Genomic DNA, 18185 nt, shown 5'->3' with positions numbered 1-18185 from the left:
ATTACATATCTTCCAGGATCTGCTTGATGATGTCGAGAAACTGAGCGGGACGGAACGGCTTTACGATCCAGCCATCGGCGCCGGCTTCGCGGCCTTTCTGCTTCATGCTCTCTTCGGCTTCGGTCGTCAACGTGATGATGGGAACGTCGCTGTTTAACTTGCGAATCTCGCGAATCATCGTGATGCCGTCCATAACGGGCATGTTGATATCGGCGATGATGAGATCGAATTTACCCGCTGCGAACTTATCGACGCCTTCCTGACCATGTTCGGCCAGCGTAACCTCGTAGCCGCCTGTTTCCAGGGTATCGCGCACCATGTCGCGCATTGTCGCCGAATCATCGACTGCCAGAATATGAGCTGCCATGCAATTTCCTCCGTACCTGTGAACTGGATAATAAAAAAGCCGATCTGCTCCGAGCAATCAGAATACAGTCGCCTATATTTCCTTATTGGACGCCCTCTACTTAAAAAAAGTAACCTGCGTCGAGAATTCGTAGTAGCGGGCCAATCCGGCCTCGCGGACGATATAGTTGGGCAGGGAGCCGATCAGGTTTTCGGATGAACCGAGAACGAGGGCGCCGTCGTCTTTGAGAGAATCCCTCAACTTTACGAGAATCGTCTTTCGCGTCGCTTCATCGAAATAGATGAGCACGTTGCGACAGAAGATGAAATCGAATCGTCCTGGAAAGGGATCAGAAACAAGATTATGCGTTTTAAAGTCGATGCCCGTTTTCAGCTCATTGGTGATCCTGTAGCCGTCCTTTTCCTGCGTGAAATATTTCGTCAGCATATGAGGCGGCATGCCTCTCTGGATTTCGAAATTCGTATAATAGCCGGCCTTCGCCCGTTCAACGGAATCCCGGCTTATGTCGGTTGCGGTGATCCGCAGATTCGGATAAATCAACGGAAAACGATCGCGAATGATCATCGCAATAGAGTAGGGCTCCTGGCCGGTCGAGCAGGCGGCCGACCAGATACTCAGCGTTTCGCTTCGCGGAGACGAAGCCGAAATCCCCCGACGATCCATCCATTCTGGAATCATCTGGTCGACGAGGGCGTTGAAGATACTTTCGTCTCGAAAGAATTTCGTTTCATGCGTCGTGATCTGATCGATGAGACGATGCGTGAAGTTCTCGTCGGTCCCGCCGATCAGACGGGCGGCGACCTCGTCGTAGTTCTGTAACGAGTGTTCCTTCATCAAATCGCGAAGGCGGCTGTCGAGCAGGTATATCTTATCGTCGGTGAGATATACTCCCGTCATGTTCTGTATGATGCTTACAAGCTGTTTATGATCCATTGGTATTCTCTATGTGCGATACGGTTTTAATCACCGAGCAGAAAGCGGATGCGCGCGGCGATATCTTCGATGGACAGACTTTCCTGAACGAGCTTTTCTTCGGTCGGACGAGAAGGCATGCCATAGACAAGACAGGTTTCCCGCGATTGCGCAATAAGGTAACATCCGACTTTCTTCATTTCGATCATGCCTTTGTGGCCGTCGTGGCCCATGCCCGTCATGATGATGCCGACGGCCCGACCCCGATAGACTTCGGCCACATGCCTGAAAAGGACGTCCACCGAGGGCTTGCAGCTGTTTTCCGGTTCCGTATCCAGGATTCGTGCGTAGACGCCGTCGGCCTTTCGTTCCAGGGCAAGGTGAAAGCCGCCGGGCGCGATATAGGCCGTTCCAGGTTCGATTTTCATACCATCGACGGCCTCGACCGTGGGGATGTTCGATTCGGCTTGCAGGCTTTCTGCGAGCTGTCGCGTAAAGACCGGAGGCATATGCTGTACGATAAGCAGGGCTCCACGCGGAGGGCGTACGAAGTTCTGAAAGAGCTTGCGCAGTGCGACGGGCCCGCCTGTGGAGATGCCGATGGCGGCAACATCAAACGAGGCCGGCAGTGCATCGGTTCGGGCCAGCTCATGCGGCTTGACCGCTGCCGGCCGCGCAGGTGCAACCGTCTCAACGGCCTCCGCAAGTTCGATAATACGTGATAGCAGCTTTCGCCGAATATACTCGACCGGCGTTTCTCTGCCGCCCGTATCGGGCTTGGTTACGAAGTCGACGGCGCCTTCTTTCAGGGCTTCAATCGTTATACGCGCTCCCTCCGTCGTATGGGAGCTGAACATGATGACCTTACCGGCAGGATGAAGGTGACGGATTTCGCGCAGCGCTTCAATGCCCGTCATCTCGGGCATTTCATGATCGAGTATAACGAAATCGGGCCGGTAGTGACGCACTCGCGGCAGAGCAAGGCGACCATTCGAGGCGATAGATACGACCTCGACGCGTTCGTCGGTGGACAGGGCGTCTCGCAAAAACTGCCTGTATGTCGACGAATCATCGACGATAAGAACGGTGATCTTTTTCGTTTGATTCATAGAAAGGTCAGAAATCAATTACGTCCGGCCAGCAATCGTTCGCTGTTCAGAATGAGAATCGGGCCCTTCTTTGTAATGGCCACATACTGAATATAGTAGCCTTCCTGTTCTTCCATGTGAGCGCCGGCCGGTTCCAGGCTTTCGTCGGCTATGCTCAGGATGTCGTCGATCTTTTCGGCAATAACGGCTACCTGAGTTCCCGTAGATTTCAGGCGTATAATCTGCAAGCGTTCGGGCCTTTCTATCGTTTGTTTGCGCAGAAGCTGACGCAGATCGATGACGGTGACGACGTCGCCTCGCAGGTTGACGATACCGGCAATATAGGTCTTGGCGTTCGGAACGGGGGTCAGACGCAGATTTTTCTCCACCTCTTTGCAGCGATGAAGCTCAAGCCCGTAGATCTGCTCGCCTACATACCATGTCAGGAATTCGCGATTCATTTGCGCACTCCCGACGTGGTCTTCCCTTCAAGGCTTTCGCTCAGATGTTCTTTAAGAGCTCTGTAACGTCCGTTCTTGAAGCGCTCTGCCAGATCTTCGATGTCGAGCAACATGGTGGTCTTGCCTCCGGTCAGGGCGTAGGCGGTAACAGACTCAGATGTGAAGGTATTCCTGTCAACTCCTTCAAAATCAGTCACGACATTGTGTACCTCGTCGGCAATAAGGCCGATTCGGAAGCCGTTGATCGTGAAAAGAATAACGTAGGTTTCTTTCTGGTTAAACATTTCCACTTTCTTGTCAAGAGCGAAGACCTTCTCGAGCCGCAGCAGAGGAACGATATGATTCTGATGATTGAGAATCTCGAAGTCAAGCAGCGTCTCGATTCGGTTATACTCGATCTGTTCGATTCTTGGAACCGATGATACGGGAACTCCGAAATAGTAAGACGACGATTCGAAGACGAGATAACCCGATTCTTCCATCCCCTCAAGCACGGTCGAGCCTCGCTGCTCTTCTTCTTCGTCCTCGCTGAGGTTGCCCTGCATATTTCGATGTCGGGCGATACCGGCCGTATCAAGAATGAGCACCGCCTCTCCGTCGCCCATGATGGCCGCTCCCGAGAAGATCTTCACCTCGGCAAATTCCTGACCGAGCGATTTTACGACGATCTCTTCGGGGTTGAGGATCTCGTCGACAAGAAGTCCGAATCTATGCTGTTCGGTTTCGACGACGATGATAAAGCCCGTCGTCAGCGAATCGCGCGTTTCGCGAACGTCTTCGCCTTTCACGGTTCGCAGAAGCGATTGTAGATGGATGAGAGGCAGCAGGTGTCCGCGAATCTCGTAAGCAAGACTGTCCTGAATCTGATCGAGCTTCGTCGGATCGAGCTGCAACAGTTCTTTGACGTTCGCCTGCGGAATGGCAAGTCGCGTACCGCCGCTTTTAATCAGGATACATGTGACGATAGAAAGCGTTTGCGGAATCGTTAACTGAATCGTCGTTCCTACGCCGGTCACTGAATTGATCTCAGCGGAACCGCCGGCCTTCTTTAAACTGGTGCGAACGACGTCCATGCCGACGCCTCGACCCGACGTCGTCGTGACGGTTTCGCTTGTGCTGAATCCTGGCAGAAAGATCAGATCGGCGAGCTCGGCATCGGTGGCCGCCTTCGCCGCCTCGGCGGAAAGCAGGCCGCGCTGTTGCGCTTTTTCGCGAATACGATCGTAGTTAAGCCCGCGCCCGTCGTCCTGCACGGTGATGATGACGTTGCCGCCGCGAAAGAAGGCGTCGACGCGCAGCTTGCCCTCACGCGGTTTGCCCAGGCGGATGCGCTCGTCGGGAGCTTCGATTCCGTGATCGATGGCATTGCGTACGATATGAGTGAGCGGATCGCGTATCGAATCGATGAGCGTTTTATCGAGTTCGACATTGCCGCCGTCGGTAACGAGCTGTACCTGTTTGCCCGTCTGTGAGCAGACGTCGCGCACCAGGCGCGGCACTCGTTGAAAGAGCGTTTCGAGTTCCTGAAGCCGCGTGCGCATGATGCCTTCTTGAATGCGCGAGACGAGGTAACTTATTTTTTTAGCGCTGACGGCCAGCGTAGGGTCGCTTGATGTTTCGACCTTCTGCATCAGTTCGTTGCGGGCGATGACCGTTTCGCTTGCCAGATTGATCAGATTCTCGATCAATGGAAGAGGCACTTTCAGATGTGACTCTTTTTCGACGCCGGTCGCATCCTCTTCGCGCTTTTCGACCTGAGCCGGCTGTATGGCCTTCGCTTTTAGTGCCGGCGTCTCGACGGCGGCGGGCTTGTCGGGCTCCAGGGGGTTCACTTCTGCCTCGCCTGTTTTAACAGGAGCATGGATAAGGTCGAGAGCGATGGTTTGCAGACCGGCGGCTGTGAGCGCCTGGTTCGGCTCTTCTTTGCTCTGGAATACGATGAAGTAGGGCAGTGTTTTGCCGGCTTTATCGTTAAATTCCGAAACGAGAGAGGGACTGATACCGTGCAGAATGATCGTCTTGCCTTTTCGAAACGTTTGAAGACGAGCCGAGATCTCAGATAGCTTCCCGGTATTCTGAGCGGCAAGGTCCATCACGGCGCAGGCAAGATAATCCTCTGTTTGCATGGCTGCCGGCGGAATCTTTGTCCGCAGCTTCTTACAGAAATTCTCAAAGACGCTGCGAACATCGGGCTGAACATCCGCTGGTGTCTTCCGTTCCTCTGATTTCGCCGATCCGCGAAGCGACGACAGGCGACTGACGAGATCCTCAACGACCGTCTTCTCTGAATCCTCAATGCGATCGATCATCTGACGCAGTCGGTCGACGCTGAGCAGAAAGATGTCGACCATATCGACGTCGGGCTCTATCTCGCGAGAACGTACGGCGCTCAGCACGTTTTCAAAGATATGCGAGAGTTCTTTGATGCGATTCAGATCAAAGAGCCCGGAATTCCCCTTAATCGTATGAATGGCGCGAAAGAGTTGATCGACCTTTTCCTGGTCAAAGCCCTGCTCCAGGCTGAGGATGGCCTCCTCGGCTTTATCGAGCAGGTCGGTCGATTCTACGATGAAGCTTTTCAGGAATTTTGAGCTCTGTTCATCCATGCTTGCAACCTTTACATTAGAAATAAGACGATTAAGAGGCGACGCCAGGGATCTGAAAATGGCGGTCCAGGCCGATGATGCTGAACTGATCTTTGATGGCTGAGGAGGCCGTAATCTTCAGGGCGCAACCGACCTTGCGGCATTCTTTCGCAAAGGTTGCAAGAACGGCCGCCGATTCAATGCTGAGCTCGTCACAGGCTCCGATATTCAACAGAATTTCATTTCCCGCTTCAAGAGGCAGCGATTCGCCGAGCACTGTACGCAGAGAACTGCCCGATTCGCGAAGCTCGTCTTTTTCAATCGAGATGATGATCTTTTTGCCGCGTTTAAAAAAGTTTGCCATAACGTCCTGTACAGTATCGGAAGAACCGGGTTGAAAAAAGAGTTGCAAGGCCGCCTCTGCCGTCGTTCTCTTTTTGCATTCTCTATTAGACGCTTTCAGGTAAAAAATCAAGACGCCGGGACCGATAATACCTAAAGGTCAGGTTTTTTTCACCTATTGCACGTCTTTTACTCGGGAGTATCTACATCATATGACATCGTTTAAGAACCTGAAGATCAACGCCAAGATCCTCGTCAGCAACCTGATTTCTATGGCCTTTCTGCTGCTTGTCGCAGGTTACGGCTTCTATCAACTGAATGCTTCTATAAATGCTCTCCAGGACATCTATGAGAACCGGATCATACCGTTAAAACAGATGAATATCGTTTCGCGAGATCTGATGCAGATTCGTGTAAATATGCTCACGGAAATGATTGCCCTGCAGGAAGGCGATAAGGCCGAGATCCGCAGGCGCATTGACGACACCGATCGTCTCAAGAAGGAGATGGAAGAGCAGCTGGCCGCTTTTGAGAAAACCGTTCTCACAGAAGAAGAGGCCCGCCGTTACGCAGATTATCGGTCGACCGAAAAGGCCGGGGCAGAGATACGTGGGCGTTTTAGAGACGCCATTCTACGAGGTCAGGAGGAAGAGGCCAGCCGATTATCGGTGCAATGGCGCGACAACTACCGACAGATGCGAGATCACATAAATCGCCTCGTTGATATTCAGTCTGAGGTAGCACAGCAGCTGTATGACGAGGAAGTAACGCGTTTCAGAATAACGATTGTCGTCTTTACCGTCATTATCGCTCTGTCAGTGGTGGCCGCTCTGACGATCCTTACGTTGATGCGTCGCTATATCTCGACGCCCCTTCAGAATGCCGTCGACCGTGTACGAGACCTTGCAGAAGGCGAGGGTGATCTGACCAAACGTCTTGAGGTGAACAGCACCGACGAGGTAGGCGATATGGCAAAGTGGATCAACCAGTTCATTGGCAACATCCATGATATCGTAAAAGAGATGTCCTCGAATACAAACGACGTAAAGGCCTCGGCCGGGTCGCTTACAGGCGCCAGCCAGAACCTCTCGGCGGGCATGGAAGAGATGTCGGTGCAGTCGCGCAATATCTCGGCTGCAGCCACACAGATGAATCAGAATTTTCAGGTCATATCGTCTTCGGTCGAAGAACTGTCGACATCTGTCGGTGAAGTCGCTCGTAACGCTTCGGATGCTTCTAAGATCGCGCGTGAGGCGGATAAGACGGCGAACGAGACGAACCAAAAGATCAAGCAGCTGGGTGTCGATGCTCAGGAGATCGGCAAGGTCGTCGAGGCCATTCAGGGCATCGCCAGCCAGACCAATCTGCTTGCCCTGAACGCCGCCATTGAAGCGGCCGGAGCGGGGGATGCAGGGAAGGGCTTTGCTGTCGTCGCTTCTGAGGTTAAAGAACTTGCCCGGCAGGCGGCCGAGGCCTCTGACGAGATTAAAACCCGCATTGAGGCGATTCAGAATTCCACCGAGATGGCCGTTGAGTCTATCTCGATGATTACGTCAGTGATCTCAAAGATCAACGAATTCAGTACCTCCATTGCATCGTCCGTTGAAGAGCAATCGATTACGGCAAAGGAAATCGCCGGTAACGTGAACCAGTCGGCGCAGGCCTCGAGTGACGTTGTACAGAACATCACGGGCATTTCGACGGCAACGCAGGACGGCGCTAAGAACGCGCAGAGCCTTTCGGGACTTGCCACGCAACTCGATACACTTTCGTCGAGACTCGGACAGATCGTCAGTCGTTTTCGCATTTGAGACCGCAACAGGCTTTTCAAAGAAGACCGCCCAGTCCGTAAGCGTTCGTATCTCAAGACCCGTTCTTTAGATACGAACGCTATTAAGGCAGAGGCTGTATTGCCGGTTTTAAAACGACTTCTCAAAAAAAAGCAGTTGCCGCAAAGAGCGACCGGTATAGAAATGAAGACATGTGCCTCACAGCATGTTTCTTAGCGGCTCTCCTTGTCGAAGCAGGGAGGTCTCCGGGTCGCCATGCTATGAAAGGATAAAAATACGGGCACTGGCGGGCTTATGGATCATCTCTTCTTTCATAATTTCTTCACCGTATCCGGTTTGAACTATGTAATCTTTACTCTGTTCTTCGCCGGGTACCTGCTGACGCTGCGCGATCGCACGGCGGCTACTCGTGATCTGATCTTTCTGTTCACAATCATCTCGTCGATGGCGCTTGCTTACTTCCTGGCCTATCTGATACCGAGGCCCATATTCGCCTATCATCGATGGATCAGTGTCGCCGTTTCTCTTTACGGAACTTCGCATGTCTCGCTTTTCCTTTTGAATTATCCCGAGCCCATCTGGCCGCGCTTTCGCAAGATCTACTTCTGGAGCACGTTTGTAATATCGAGTATCGTAACGCTGGCCTTTGTATATCAATCGCTATCGGCCCCCAAGGTCTATGAGTTTGATGGACATTACTATGATGTCGATCTGCCCGTTCTCGGGCGTATTGTCGGCGCTGTCATCCTGCTTTATGTTCTGTTCTTTGTCATAACAGGCGTCATTCGTATCGTGCGTGCGAAGAAGCGATTTCCGCTTGTTGTGATGCTCTTAGCCTTCCTCTTCATCGTCTTTGTACCGGGCATCTTCAATCTGCTGAACCGGTTGAACCTTCTCGATAGAGAGGTCTTTCAAACGATCTGGAATATCTCGGGCGTGGCCGGGGCCTTTGTCTTTCTCGTAATATATGTGAATCACATGACGGAGCGTACGACGCTTCTGATGAAGCTCTATGCCATATCGCTTGTAACCGTGCTCTTGATTCTACAAGCCGTGAACTTTCATCTTCTGCGGGATCGCGAAGGCATGTACGACTCTCTTCAAGTTCAAAAGGGGTATCGCGCCATCGTTGATCAGACGTATAGATCAGAAGACCTCAGCTGCATAGCGAGGGTGAATGCCGACGGCACTTCCTCCGTCGTTTATGAAGGCGAGGCCGAAGCGCTTCCGGGGCTGTGCAGACAGTCGTCCGTGCAGCAAGCAGCACAGAGAGTTTTACAGAGGTACCTGAACGGCGATTCCGTGGCCGCGATAAAGGCAACGACCGCCGAAGCGCTGCTTCCGGCACTGTCGGGCACTCTGAACTGGCTGCAGAGCGAGAAGCAGAGGCATTCAGAGGCCGGAATGGATGAATCCGCTCATCGTCAGCAGATCCTTAAAGATCTGAAAAAAGGACGAAATCGTATTCGTCGTGTTCGTGGAATCATCGAACGCTTGCCTGGCGCTGATCTGCGCGCTGAGTTTCAGAAGGCGGCCGAGACTCTGAAATCCGATCCGTTTCTTGCTGCTCGCCTGGAGGCAGCCCTGACGGGGCCTGATGATTTCTTCAAAGATCGCAGCTCATTGCTTGCTCTTTTCCCGGAGCCTTTATCGCCCGGTGATCGAGGCTACGGTCTTGATCGACAGGCCGCCGCACATGAGGATCCTCTCGACGGAAAATACATCACGTACTTCCTTTCCTCGGGCCAGCAGCTTTATCAGGTGGATTTTCGTTATGAGGCTTATCGAACCTTCTTGAACGAAGGATCTTTCGTGATGAACAATCTACAATTAGGGGTGACCGTTCTTATCATGCTGGGGTATCCGATCTTTTTTCTTGGAGCTCTGCTGCAACCGCTGCGTTCGCTTCTTGGCGGCGTGGAGACCGTCAACCGGGGCGATCTGAACGTTCAGGTGCCCGTTAAAATCGAAGATGAGATCGGATTCCTGACGCGAAACTTTAATAGCATGGTCGACAGCATCCGAACGGCAAGAGAGGAATTGCGTGAGTATGCCGATCAGCTTGAACAGCGCGTGATCGAGCGCACAGAGGAGCTACAGAACACGCTTGTCGAGGTTCGCAGCCTGAAAGAGGTTCAGGACGGCGACTATTTTCTTACCTCGCTTCTTCTGCGTCCGCTTTCTGCGAACCATGTGCCCGAAGATAGCCCATGCATCGTCGACTTTGTCGTGAAGCAGAAGAAGCAGTTTACGTTTCGGCGCTGGAAAGAAGAGATCGGCGGCGACCTGTGTACGGCGCACCGAATCGTTCTGCGCGGTCGCCCTTACATCTTCGCCGTCAACGCCGATGCCATGGGAAAATCCATTCAGGGAGCAGGCGGGGCCCTTGTTCTTGGAGCCGTCATCGAATCCCTTGTCGAACGGACAAAGTACTCCGAGCTGGACCGCGAGCTTCTGCCTGAGAAGTGGTTAAAGCTGGCCTTTGTGGAATTGCATCGCGTCTTCGAGAGCTTTGACGGATCGATGCTGGTCTCGCTCATCATGAGTCTCGTCGATGAAGAGACGGGATTCGTCTATTTCATCAACGCCGAACATCCTCTTCCTGTGCTTGTGCGCGACGGACAGGCCTCGTTTATAGAGCAGGCCGAACCGCTTCGCAAGCTGGGAATGACGGGCATGAGCGGATTCATTTCTATACAGACGATCTCGCTGCAGATAGGAGATACGCTGATATTCGGATCGGATGGCAAAGACGACCTTGTCATGGGCGAGAAAGACGGAGTGCGCATCATCAACGAAGATGAAAGCCTCTTCTTGAGCATCGCTGCCAGGACGCAGGGCAACCCTTCTCAGATGGCTCAGATTCTCTCTGAGCAGTATGAGTTGATGGATGACCTCTCTCTTCTATCGATTCGATATCAGCCCGATTCCGATGAGCACCGTCGTCGTCGCGCCGTTTCGCGTCAGCTGAAAGAGAATATTGAAGCCGTGCGTAGCGGTTCGATTGAGCCGCATGAAGGTATTCAGCTGCTGTTAAAAGGCCTGTCGGAGTATCCCGAGAATCTACAGCTGCACAAGCAGCTGGCCTCGCTCTATCTGAAAACCGGGCAGTACGGTCGAGCCATCATCCACATGGAGAAGTATCTGCGCTTCAGGCCCGAAGACGACGAGATGCTATACCGGCTCTTCTTGCTTATGAAGAAGCGCAACCTGCTTGCCCGAGCCGCCGAATACGGCGAGATCTATCACCTTCGTCATCCTGATGATCGTCGCGTCACAAAGGAGCTCATGGAGGTCTATGCACGCCTGAACAACAAGGTGCGCGAAGAGAAGTTCCGCAAACGACTGGAGACGATGCAGGAGGGCTGATGCATCGTTCTCCGTTAAAAGAAACACTCCGCCTTCTCAGCCCCAGCGTTCGAGAGCTGCGCCTTTCCTGAAGTGTCGCTCCGCACGTTCGATGGTCCTTGCATCCTCTTCAAGAGGCGGAGCCATGTGTCTTTTTATGCGCGCATCGATCAGCAGAGGTCCGCGGCAGCCCCAGTGACGGGCCTTTGAGAAGGCATGAAGTCCGTGCACATCCTGCGCCGGATTCGACCGCGTAAACGTTACCCAGACGAAATTGTTAAACGAAGCGGCCGTAAACGTCGGATCATCGCAGAGCACGATCATCGCCACGCCGGCAAAGGCGGCAGGGTGCTCTCTTTCAAGAGCCTCAAGCCTGCCAGTAAGCGGTATCAACGTCGGATCATCCTCTTCGCGCGCGCGAAGCGACGGTTCGGTGGCCAGGGCAACGACGCCGGGACGCACAAAGGCCCATCGCCATCCGGTGCCTGCCACATTCTCGCGCAGCTGCGTCGGCAGCTCCGTAGCAAGCGTACGCAGAGGCCTGCCATAACAGGCCAGCACGAGCTTTGATCCTTCGTTCAGCCCCGTACCCGAATAGTCGAGCGTATCGATCGTTGTGCCCGTCTGGAAATGCAGATCGCGGCTGAAATCGAGTCGTTCAAGGCAGTAATCAAAGAACTGCTCGGCATGATGAGGATCGGGCGCATCGCCGGCGGCGATCATCAGGTATTTTGCAAGCGAGGCCTGCCCGAAACCGAGCACGGCATTGGCAATCGTGAGTATCTCTCGCGGCTTCTCGTCTTTATCAAAGGGCGTATAACGCTCGCTGCCCAGGGCAAGCAAAAGCGGATGCACGCCTGCAGCGTCGACCGCATGCATCGCACGCAGACCGGGCAGACTGACCGGCACCATCGGCCCTGTTAACTCGTGAATCAAGGCGCCGAAAATCGTGTCTTCGGCCGGAGGGCGGCTGACGACGGTAAAAGGCCAGATGGCGTTTTTTCTGTGAAAGACGGCCTCTACCCTGAGAGCGGGAAACTCATGCTGCAGGCTGTAATAGCCAAGATGGTCTCCGAACGGGCCTTCAGGCAGCGTGAAGTCTTCAACCGTACCGACGATGCAGAAATCGGCATCCGAGGCGATACGGTAACCCTGATACGACGTATGACGAAATCGCCGGCCGGCAAGAGCGCCGGCGAAGGCCGTTTCGGGTAACCCTTCGGGAAGAGGCATGACGGCGGCCACGGAATGCGCCGGCGGTCCGCCGACGAAGATGCTCACACGAAGCGGCTTTCCCGCGGCGATCGCCTTCTGATGATGAACGCCGATGCCGCGATGAATCTGATAGTGAAGTCCGATCTGGTTGTTCGCTTCGTATTGGTTGCCCGAAAGCTGTACCCGATACATACCCATGTTCGACGAGAGAACGCCGGGACGATCGGGATCCTCTGTATAAACCTGAGGCAGCGTGATGAACGGCCCCCCGTCCAGAGGCCAGGAGCGCGGCGCCGGAAGACGATCGATCGTCGTTTGATTCGCCATTACGGGCGCAAAAGAGTTACCAAAAATGCTTCGTTGAGGAAGGGCTTTCATCGCTGCAAAGGGCAGCCTGAATAAAAGAGAGGGCTGCTTGAAAAGCGTCGGCGGATGAGCGCGTACGGCGATGAGCGACTTCACGTCTTCAAGGCTTCGACGAAAAAGGAAGCGTGCGCGATCGAGCGTGCCAAATAGATTGGACGCAGCGGGAAAAGAAGAGCCTTTAACGTTTTCGAACAGCAGCGCCGGTCCACCGCGCTCGAATACGCGTCGATGGATGGCCGCCATCTCAAGATCGGGATCGACCTCATCCTGAATGCGGACGAGATGTCCGTTTTTCTCAAGATCCTGAACGGCGTCGAAGGTGGAGCGATAGGCCATAGTTCCCGGCAATATAATAAAGAATCTGCACGAAGGAAGGATTATTTCACGAAGATGATCTTCTTAATCACATCTTTATGGCAGAAGGCCCGCTCTCCAGAAGGAGGGCCCTGGATGCCCGTATACCAGGAGTTATCGGCTTTAAGAAGGTCCATCCAGAACGAATACAGCAGAACATCGCCGTTGCGATTCGAGAACTTCACCTTATTCATATAAGAGGGAATCGGCTTCTGAACGATCAGAGTAGAGTCGGCGAGCTCGACGCGAAAACGGCTGACGTCGAAGCGAAAGACGCGACCGTCCTTTCCCTTTCCCTGTTCAGCCGGAGTCCAGCGCTCGTACTCAATGCTCTTGATATCGGCAAGGCGAACTTTTTTTACAAACTCCAATCCGTCGACGGTATGTGTGAAGAGCATGGAGTCGGGCATCTCAAGCTGGATGCGGCCTTTCAGCGTACGTCCATCGCATAACGCTACGTCGGCCTGAAGGTCGCGACGACTCAGTCGAGGAGCGTTTTTATCGTCAGAATCGTTCTCGGTCTTATCGGGCCGTTCGTTTCGCGGCTCTTCGCGAGCGGTTAGAGGCGAGAAGGAAGGAATAATTGCAGTGAACAGGAACGCTAACAGTACAGGCGATATTACTCTGGTAATTGTTCTGCCATGCCGGATTGCGAGAAAACTCAATCGCCTCATTCGAAGAATAACCTGCCTTGAAAGTTCAAGGCGAAAGGCAGAAGCCTTTCGCCCGGACGTGTTATAGTTTATGCCAGGTCTGCGACCGACCGAGCAGAGAAACGCCGAGGAAGCCGCGTACAATCAGCTTGCTGCCTTCGACTTTGATCTTGCAAGAATAGATCTTTCCGTTTTTCGGATCCATGATGGAGCCGCCGGTCCATTCGTCTCCGTCTTTCTTCATGCCCCAGATGATGGTAAGGCCTTCAAGCGGCTTGTCTTTTGCCTGACCGGGACACTTATCGCATTTCTTTCCCTGATCTTCAGGGCTGAGCAGCTTTTCAATCTGACCGTAAAGAACTCCATTCATCTCGTAGATCTTCACATAGGATTTAGCCTGGCCCGTTTCGTCGTCGATGGTCTTCCATACTCCCACAGGAGTCTGCGCAAAGAGCGAAGAGGCGAACAGCATCGCACCAATAACGGTGATCTTTTTCATTGTCAGTTTCATCATGAAACTCCTCCGTATCTTCTTGTTCACAGAAAGCATCTGAGCCTCTGTTTGACGGCCGGATTCAACACCGGTTCGTCTTTCCTCGTAGATGAGGACAATTGATCGAAACGTCAACCAGAATTTCAGATCAGATTTCTCACCGATCCGGCGATGCGCTCCACGTTGTTTGCCGTCAGCGCCGGATACACCGGAATACAGATCGCCCGACGGAACAGGCGCTCGGCATTCGGGAACTCCATGGGCGGCATGGACAGAAAATGATGCAGCGGAGTGGGGATGCGCTGCACGCCGATTTGAAGCGCCTTGAAGTAGCGCATCACCTCTTCCTGAGGCCGGGCTACGACCACAGGCATCCGATGATAGGAATCAGGGCCCGGATTCTTGAAGCAGGACTGATGCTTCGTGAGACGCAGCGTTTCGAGGTATTTCACGCCGATCTTCTTGCGACGACTGACCATCTGTCCGAGCCTCGAAAGCTGGTGAAGGCCCATCGCCGCCTGAAAATCCTCAAGGCGATAATCGTAGGCGATGCCATGCGGATCGCGGCTCTCGCCGTAACGCAGGGCGGCCATCTTCTTGAAAATCGCATTCTGCGCGGCACAGAGGAAGGCTCCGTTGCCGGTCGTGATCATATCGTCTTCGGCAAGGCCGCAGAGCATGATATCGCCTGCCTGACCGAAGGATTCGCCCGTCGCCATCGTCGAGCCCAGCACTCCGGTAATATCTTCGATGATACGCACTCCCTTTGCGCGCAGATCATCAAGGCCGAACTCGCAGGGGCTTCCATAGACATGATCGAGAATAAAGACATCGCCCTGGTTAAGCTCTTCCAGCATCGCCTGAATGGCCTCTGGCGCCGGATGAAAGCTATCCCGACCCGCATCGAGCAATCGCACGGAGGCGCCCGTATAGCGAGCCGCATCAAGGGCGGCCACAGAGGTCAGGGCGTTCATCCAGACCGTCGTTGTCGGACCGGCTTCCAGTGCGAGAAAAGCGAGATGATAGGCGGCCGCAGGCGAGTTCACCGCAAGGGCCTTTTTATGACCGACGGCCTCGGCAAGCGCCTTCTCAAGGCGCTCTGTGACGGAGCCTGATCCGATCTGATCTTCGATCAGGCACTGTAAAACGGCCTCCAGCTCTTCTCTTGACAGAGCAGGGCGGCTGGCCTCAATCGATTTGGACCGTGCCGGTTCGATAGCCCGTGCCCGTGAACCGGATTTGTATATTCCCGAAATGGAGCTGCTCATCGGCATCCCTCTTTATATAATAGTAAGACCGACCGCCTGAATTCGGGAAGCATTTTCCCGCCAGAAAGTCGACAGGCATTCTGCCTGTGCGCAAATAATCGTATTATGTCGTATTTCCTGTCAAGCGGGAAAAAGAGGGGGCGGCAGGTTGGACGGAGAACCCTGGAATACCGGTGAGGCGGACGGGTGCGACGGGAGAAGGCGTTGAAGGGGACAGGGCGTGGGAGGAGAAAGCGTTGAGGCCGATGGCCGGGTGCGACAGGCGAAAGCGGTGAGGCGATGTGAACGGGCGCGACAGGGGAAAGCGTTGAGGCCAATGTATCCGGGCACGACAGGGGAAGGCGTTGAGGCCAATGTATCCGGGCGCGACATAATCTTGTTATGTTCGCATTAAATCTGTGCGCCATTGCGTATCGCTTGACGCAATTGTATACTCGATGCCTGCATACTTCCGGAAGCGGAAAATGTCTGAAGAAAAGTATCGAACCTATCTCGAGACCCTATCGTTATCAGAGCTGACTCAAATACTTCGCACGATAGACAGAGACAGTCAATCCGAGCGGTACCTGCTTGTAATAGAAAGATACGAGGCCCTGAAAGTACTGAAGGGGAACGAACGGGCGTCTGCAGAGCCTCAAAGGTATCAAACAGCACTGAGGCGATTTGCTGCCGCCGTCGTTGATATGCTTGTCGTGTTCGGCCTTAACTGGATAGCAGGCCTCTGGCTGAGCTCCTTGATAGAAATGGAGCCCATGAGAATTCAGATGCTGCTCACTTTTTCGCCTGCACTCTATGCCATTGTCCTGATCGCCGTCTATGGCCAGACGATCGGCAAATTCTTCTTGCATGTGAAGGTCGTCTCAACTGAAGAGGACGAGCCCGTCACGTGGAAACAATCCTTCATTCGCGGGATCGTACCGGTTCTGCTTGCCCTGATTGTGGCGCTGACCTGGGGGCTGGATGGAGATCTGGAGGTGGCCGTATCGTGGACGATTCTTATGCACACATCCTGGCTTGTGGCAGACTGTCTGCCGATTCTGTTTAATAAGAAGGGGCAGGCCCTTCATGATTTCCTGGCCGGCACTGTCGTTATACGTTTTCATGCCGATGTTTGAGCGGAACGCTGGGATGGGCGGGCTCCTGGAACACCCGCATTGCCGTCATTCCTCCCGTCTAACCCCAACCGGCTGCACCAATCGATGCCAGGAGTGCCATATCACGAGTTCCGCTCCACCCGCACCGGCTCGAACCAGGCCTGGTGCTCAACCATTCAACAAAGCAGCACCTGCGGTGTGAGGCGTGAGGTGCAACCGGAGCTTAGAGTGCCGTACTTGCTTCGTAGATGCGCGAATCGGCTTCGGGCTCTAAAAAGAGCTGAACGCCGCGGCTTTCGAGGTCGCCGGGAATAAAGAGCGCCTCCGCTTCGGCGATCTGTTCCGTGCGTTCCTGATCTCCCTGGCGCGCACGCAGAACGGCCCTGCCTTCAAGAAGCAGAACGATGGATAACGGACGGAGGGGAACATAAGCGACGGGCTGTTCGGGGCGGTGAAGCAGGCTGACGCGAAAATCCTTCACAGGCACGGGATACGTGGCGGGGTAGGGCAGCGGACCTTCCGGAGCGGGAAGCAGAATGCGACCCGGACTGTCGTCGTAGGTGAGCATCGAAAGAAGCGTAGGCAGATCCTTGAATTTCGGCGTGAGGCCGCCGCGGACGACGTTATCCGACGAGGCCATGCATTCGAGGATCTGACCTTTTAAATAGGCATGCGGCTCGTTTGGACCGAGATAGATCGCCTCGCCCGCTTCAAGCTTCAAATAGTTAAGCAGATAGATGGCGAAGATGCCCGGATCTTCAGGGCCGTAGAATTCGACAAGACGTACGAACCAGTTATCGCGTTCCGATGCGCGAAGCTGTCCCAGCATATGAAGCAGATCGGTGGCATGCCGGCGTATCGTCGCCGCATCGGCCTGCATGATACGGCCGTAGATGCTTCGCAGCTGCTCGCTGGCGGGCAGGCGGCTGATATCTTCAGATGCATCGGGCGTGTTGCGCGTAAGTCCGCATACGGCGGCAAGCGGCGGCAGCCGGTCGGCCTCATGGTGCAGTTCTGCGATCGGGCGAAAGCCGGCCATTGCCTCGAAATGGCCGAGCGATATGGCAAGCTCGGGCTTGTGATTGTCGTCAGGATAATGCGCGGGATCATCGCGATGCAGCTGCTCGGCCCTCTGTTTATCGGGGTGCGCCTGAATCGAGAGCGGTTTGGCCGCATCGAGCACTTTAAAGAGAAAGGGCAGGGTCGTATAACCCTTTTCATGCAATCGACCGAGGAAGTGGCCGGGGTCCTGTTTTATCGCGTCGTTCAGCGCCATCTCTTCGGCGTACAGCTGCCCGGGCTTGATGCTGAAGTGATGGCCGACGATACGCGACGGGGCGGAGGGATGCGCTCCCTTCCACATCTCGGCAATCGGACGCGGCTCGACCTTCTCGCCGGTGCGCTTCTCGATCAGTCGATGTATGAGGCCGTCGGAGTTTCCCCATTCGTAGCCCTGAACGGCGGGCAGCAATCGATAAAAAACGGGACGCTTATCTTGCGGATTCATGATCAGATGTTATGGACGGGGCCCGGCACGGTCGGGGCGGGGCTTTCGGGGGCGAATCTGCGAAAGGGAAAAGACCAATCCGGCAGCAGCTGCGCGGTAAAGAGCAAGACGACAAAAGCAAGAAAGCTTAAATAGAGAAAGGCCTTCCACAGTCCGGCCGACGGATCTGTAAAGAGAGAGGTCAGATCGCCCTGTATGAGATTTCGGATGCGCTCGATGAGTCCCACAGATCCAGGGAAATCAAAGGGCAATAGATTTCAATAGGAAAATGCCAGAAGAAATTGCCCGTCGAAAATGCAGAGGGGAGCGCATGATTGAGAAAGGCTTGCTTCGCCTGAAGAC

General features: G+C 54.2%; 15 protein-coding genes. 3 read left to right on the top strand and 12 right to left on the bottom strand.

Annotation, left to right across the window (positions count from 1 at the left end):
- Position 1: 1 nt before the first annotated feature.
- The 6 genes from LEPIL_RS09440 to LEPIL_RS09415 all read right to left on the bottom strand — a co-directional run bounded on the left by LEPIL_RS09440 (position 2) and on the right by LEPIL_RS09415 (position 5777).
- Positions 2 to 367, bottom strand: a complete 366-nt coding sequence (locus tag LEPIL_RS09440) for a response regulator (RefSeq protein ID WP_002772190.1) — start codon at positions 365 to 367, stop codon at positions 2 to 4.
- Between the two features lie 96 nt (positions 368 to 463).
- Positions 464 to 1300 (bottom strand): CheR family methyltransferase, encoded by an 837-nt coding sequence (locus LEPIL_RS09435; RefSeq protein WP_002772189.1) that lies wholly within the window; start codon positions 1298 to 1300, stop codon positions 464 to 466.
- A 26-nt stretch (positions 1301 to 1326) separates the two neighbouring features.
- Complete coding sequence (gene cheB, locus LEPIL_RS09430; protein ID WP_002772188.1) at positions 1327 to 2388, bottom strand: chemotaxis-specific protein-glutamate methyltransferase CheB; 1062 nt, start codon at positions 2386 to 2388, stop codon at positions 1327 to 1329.
- A 14-nt stretch (positions 2389 to 2402) separates the two neighbouring features.
- Positions 2403 to 2828: a chemotaxis protein CheW gene (locus LEPIL_RS09425; RefSeq protein ID WP_002772187.1), complete on the bottom strand. Its 426-nt coding sequence runs from the start codon at positions 2826 to 2828 to the stop codon at positions 2403 to 2405.
- Positions 2825 to 5434 (bottom strand): chemotaxis protein CheW, encoded by a 2610-nt coding sequence (locus LEPIL_RS09420; RefSeq protein WP_002772181.1) that lies wholly within the window; start codon positions 5432 to 5434, stop codon positions 2825 to 2827. Before LEPIL_RS09420 ends, LEPIL_RS09425 begins: the two co-directional genes overlap by 4 nt.
- A gap of 31 nt (positions 5435 to 5465) precedes the next feature.
- The gene (locus LEPIL_RS09415; RefSeq protein WP_002772179.1) at positions 5466 to 5777 is read right to left on the bottom strand and encodes an STAS domain-containing protein; all 312 of its coding nucleotides are present in this window, start codon (positions 5775 to 5777) and stop codon (positions 5466 to 5468) included.
- Between the two features lie 190 nt (positions 5778 to 5967).
- Here LEPIL_RS09415 and LEPIL_RS21945 point away from each other — a divergent pair, with 190 nt between their 5' ends.
- Entirely contained in the window at positions 5968 to 7566 is a 1599-nt protein-coding gene (locus LEPIL_RS21945) for a methyl-accepting chemotaxis protein (protein ID WP_002772177.1), read from the top strand.
- Between the two features lie 273 nt (positions 7567 to 7839).
- Positions 7840 to 10914 (top strand): PP2C family protein-serine/threonine phosphatase, encoded by a 3075-nt coding sequence (locus LEPIL_RS09405; protein ID WP_002772175.1) that lies wholly within the window; start codon positions 7840 to 7842, stop codon positions 10912 to 10914.
- 36 nt (positions 10915 to 10950) lie between these two features.
- Here the strand turns inward: LEPIL_RS09405 and LEPIL_RS09400 are convergent, their stop codons facing one another.
- The 4 genes from LEPIL_RS09400 to LEPIL_RS09385 all read right to left on the bottom strand — a co-directional run bounded on the left by LEPIL_RS09400 (position 10951) and on the right by LEPIL_RS09385 (position 15242).
- Positions 10951 to 12810: a UbiD family decarboxylase gene (locus LEPIL_RS09400; RefSeq protein ID WP_002772173.1), complete on the bottom strand. Its 1860-nt coding sequence runs from the start codon at positions 12808 to 12810 to the stop codon at positions 10951 to 10953.
- Between the two features lie 41 nt (positions 12811 to 12851).
- Positions 12852 to 13502: a hypothetical protein gene (locus tag LEPIL_RS09395; protein ID WP_002772171.1), complete on the bottom strand. Its 651-nt coding sequence runs from the start codon at positions 13500 to 13502 to the stop codon at positions 12852 to 12854.
- 61 nt (positions 13503 to 13563) lie between these two features.
- Positions 13564 to 13995, bottom strand: coding sequence for a DUF2147 domain-containing protein (locus LEPIL_RS09390; protein WP_002772169.1), 432 nt, complete (start codon positions 13993 to 13995; stop codon positions 13564 to 13566).
- A gap of 122 nt (positions 13996 to 14117) precedes the next feature.
- Entirely contained in the window at positions 14118 to 15242 is a 1125-nt protein-coding gene (locus LEPIL_RS09385; protein WP_002772168.1) for a DegT/DnrJ/EryC1/StrS family aminotransferase, read from the bottom strand.
- A 464-nt stretch (positions 15243 to 15706) separates the two neighbouring features.
- On the opposite strand from LEPIL_RS09385, the gene LEPIL_RS09380 reads away from it, so the two are divergent.
- The gene (locus LEPIL_RS09380; protein ID WP_002772166.1) at positions 15707 to 16357 is read left to right on the top strand and encodes an RDD family protein; all 651 of its coding nucleotides are present in this window, start codon (positions 15707 to 15709) and stop codon (positions 16355 to 16357) included.
- A 202-nt stretch (positions 16358 to 16559) separates the two neighbouring features.
- Here the strand turns inward: LEPIL_RS09380 and manA are convergent, their stop codons facing one another.
- Both manA and LEPIL_RS09370 read right to left on the bottom strand, forming a co-directional pair.
- Positions 16560 to 17843 carry a mannose-6-phosphate isomerase, class I gene (manA, locus tag LEPIL_RS09375; RefSeq protein ID WP_002772158.1) on the bottom strand — a complete coding sequence of 428 codons (1284 nt, stop codon included), beginning with the start codon at positions 17841 to 17843 and terminating at the stop codon, positions 16560 to 16562.
- Positions 17844 to 17845: 2 nt separating this feature from the next.
- Positions 17846 to 18070 (bottom strand): hypothetical protein, encoded by a 225-nt coding sequence (locus LEPIL_RS09370; protein ID WP_002772157.1) that lies wholly within the window; start codon positions 18068 to 18070, stop codon positions 17846 to 17848.
- Positions 18071 to 18185 lie beyond the last annotated feature (115 nt).

Origin of the sequence: Leptonema illini DSM 21528 (genome assembly GCF_000243335.1) — a bacterium.
Taxonomy (GTDB): Bacteria; Spirochaetota; Leptospiria; order Leptospirales; family Leptonemataceae; genus Leptonema; species Leptonema illini.
This window is presented reverse-complemented; position numbering and strand designations above follow the sequence as displayed.

What these genes read in the sequence shown, in the direction of transcription:
- LEPIL_RS09440 (WP_002772190.1), bottom strand. Translation starts at nt 367, where the DNA reads ATGGCAGCTCATATTCTGGCAGTCGATGATTCGGCGACAATGCGCGAC.
- LEPIL_RS09435 (WP_002772189.1), bottom strand. Translation starts at nt 1,300, where the DNA reads ATGGATCATAAACAGCTTGTAAGCATCATACAGAACATGACGGGAGTA.
- cheB (WP_002772188.1), bottom strand. Translation starts at nt 2,388, where the DNA reads ATGAATCAAACGAAAAAGATCACCGTTCTTATCGTCGATGATTCGTCG.
- LEPIL_RS09425 (WP_002772187.1), bottom strand. Translation starts at nt 2,828, where the DNA reads ATGAATCGCGAATTCCTGACATGGTATGTAGGCGAGCAGATCTACGGG.
- LEPIL_RS09420 (WP_002772181.1), bottom strand. Translation starts at nt 5,434, where the DNA reads ATGGATGAACAGAGCTCAAAATTCCTGAAAAGCTTCATCGTAGAATCG.
- LEPIL_RS09415 (WP_002772179.1), bottom strand. Translation starts at nt 5,777, where the DNA reads ATGGCAAACTTTTTTAAACGCGGCAAAAAGATCATCATCTCGATTGAA.
- LEPIL_RS21945 (WP_002772177.1), top strand. Translation starts at nt 5,968, where the DNA reads ATGACATCGTTTAAGAACCTGAAGATCAACGCCAAGATCCTCGTCAGC.
- LEPIL_RS09405 (WP_002772175.1), top strand. Translation starts at nt 7,840, where the DNA reads ATGGATCATCTCTTCTTTCATAATTTCTTCACCGTATCCGGTTTGAAC.
- LEPIL_RS09400 (WP_002772173.1), bottom strand. Translation starts at nt 12,810, where the DNA reads ATGGCCTATCGCTCCACCTTCGACGCCGTTCAGGATCTTGAGAAAAAC.
- LEPIL_RS09395 (WP_002772171.1), bottom strand. Translation starts at nt 13,502, where the DNA reads ATGAGGCGATTGAGTTTTCTCGCAATCCGGCATGGCAGAACAATTACC.
- LEPIL_RS09390 (WP_002772169.1), bottom strand. Translation starts at nt 13,995, where the DNA reads ATGATGAAACTGACAATGAAAAAGATCACCGTTATTGGTGCGATGCTG.
- LEPIL_RS09385 (WP_002772168.1), bottom strand. Translation starts at nt 15,242, where the DNA reads ATGAGCAGCTCCATTTCGGGAATATACAAATCCGGTTCACGGGCACGG.
- LEPIL_RS09380 (WP_002772166.1), top strand. Translation starts at nt 15,707, where the DNA reads ATGTCTGAAGAAAAGTATCGAACCTATCTCGAGACCCTATCGTTATCA.
- manA (WP_002772158.1), bottom strand. Translation starts at nt 17,843, where the DNA reads ATGAATCCGCAAGATAAGCGTCCCGTTTTTTATCGATTGCTGCCCGCC.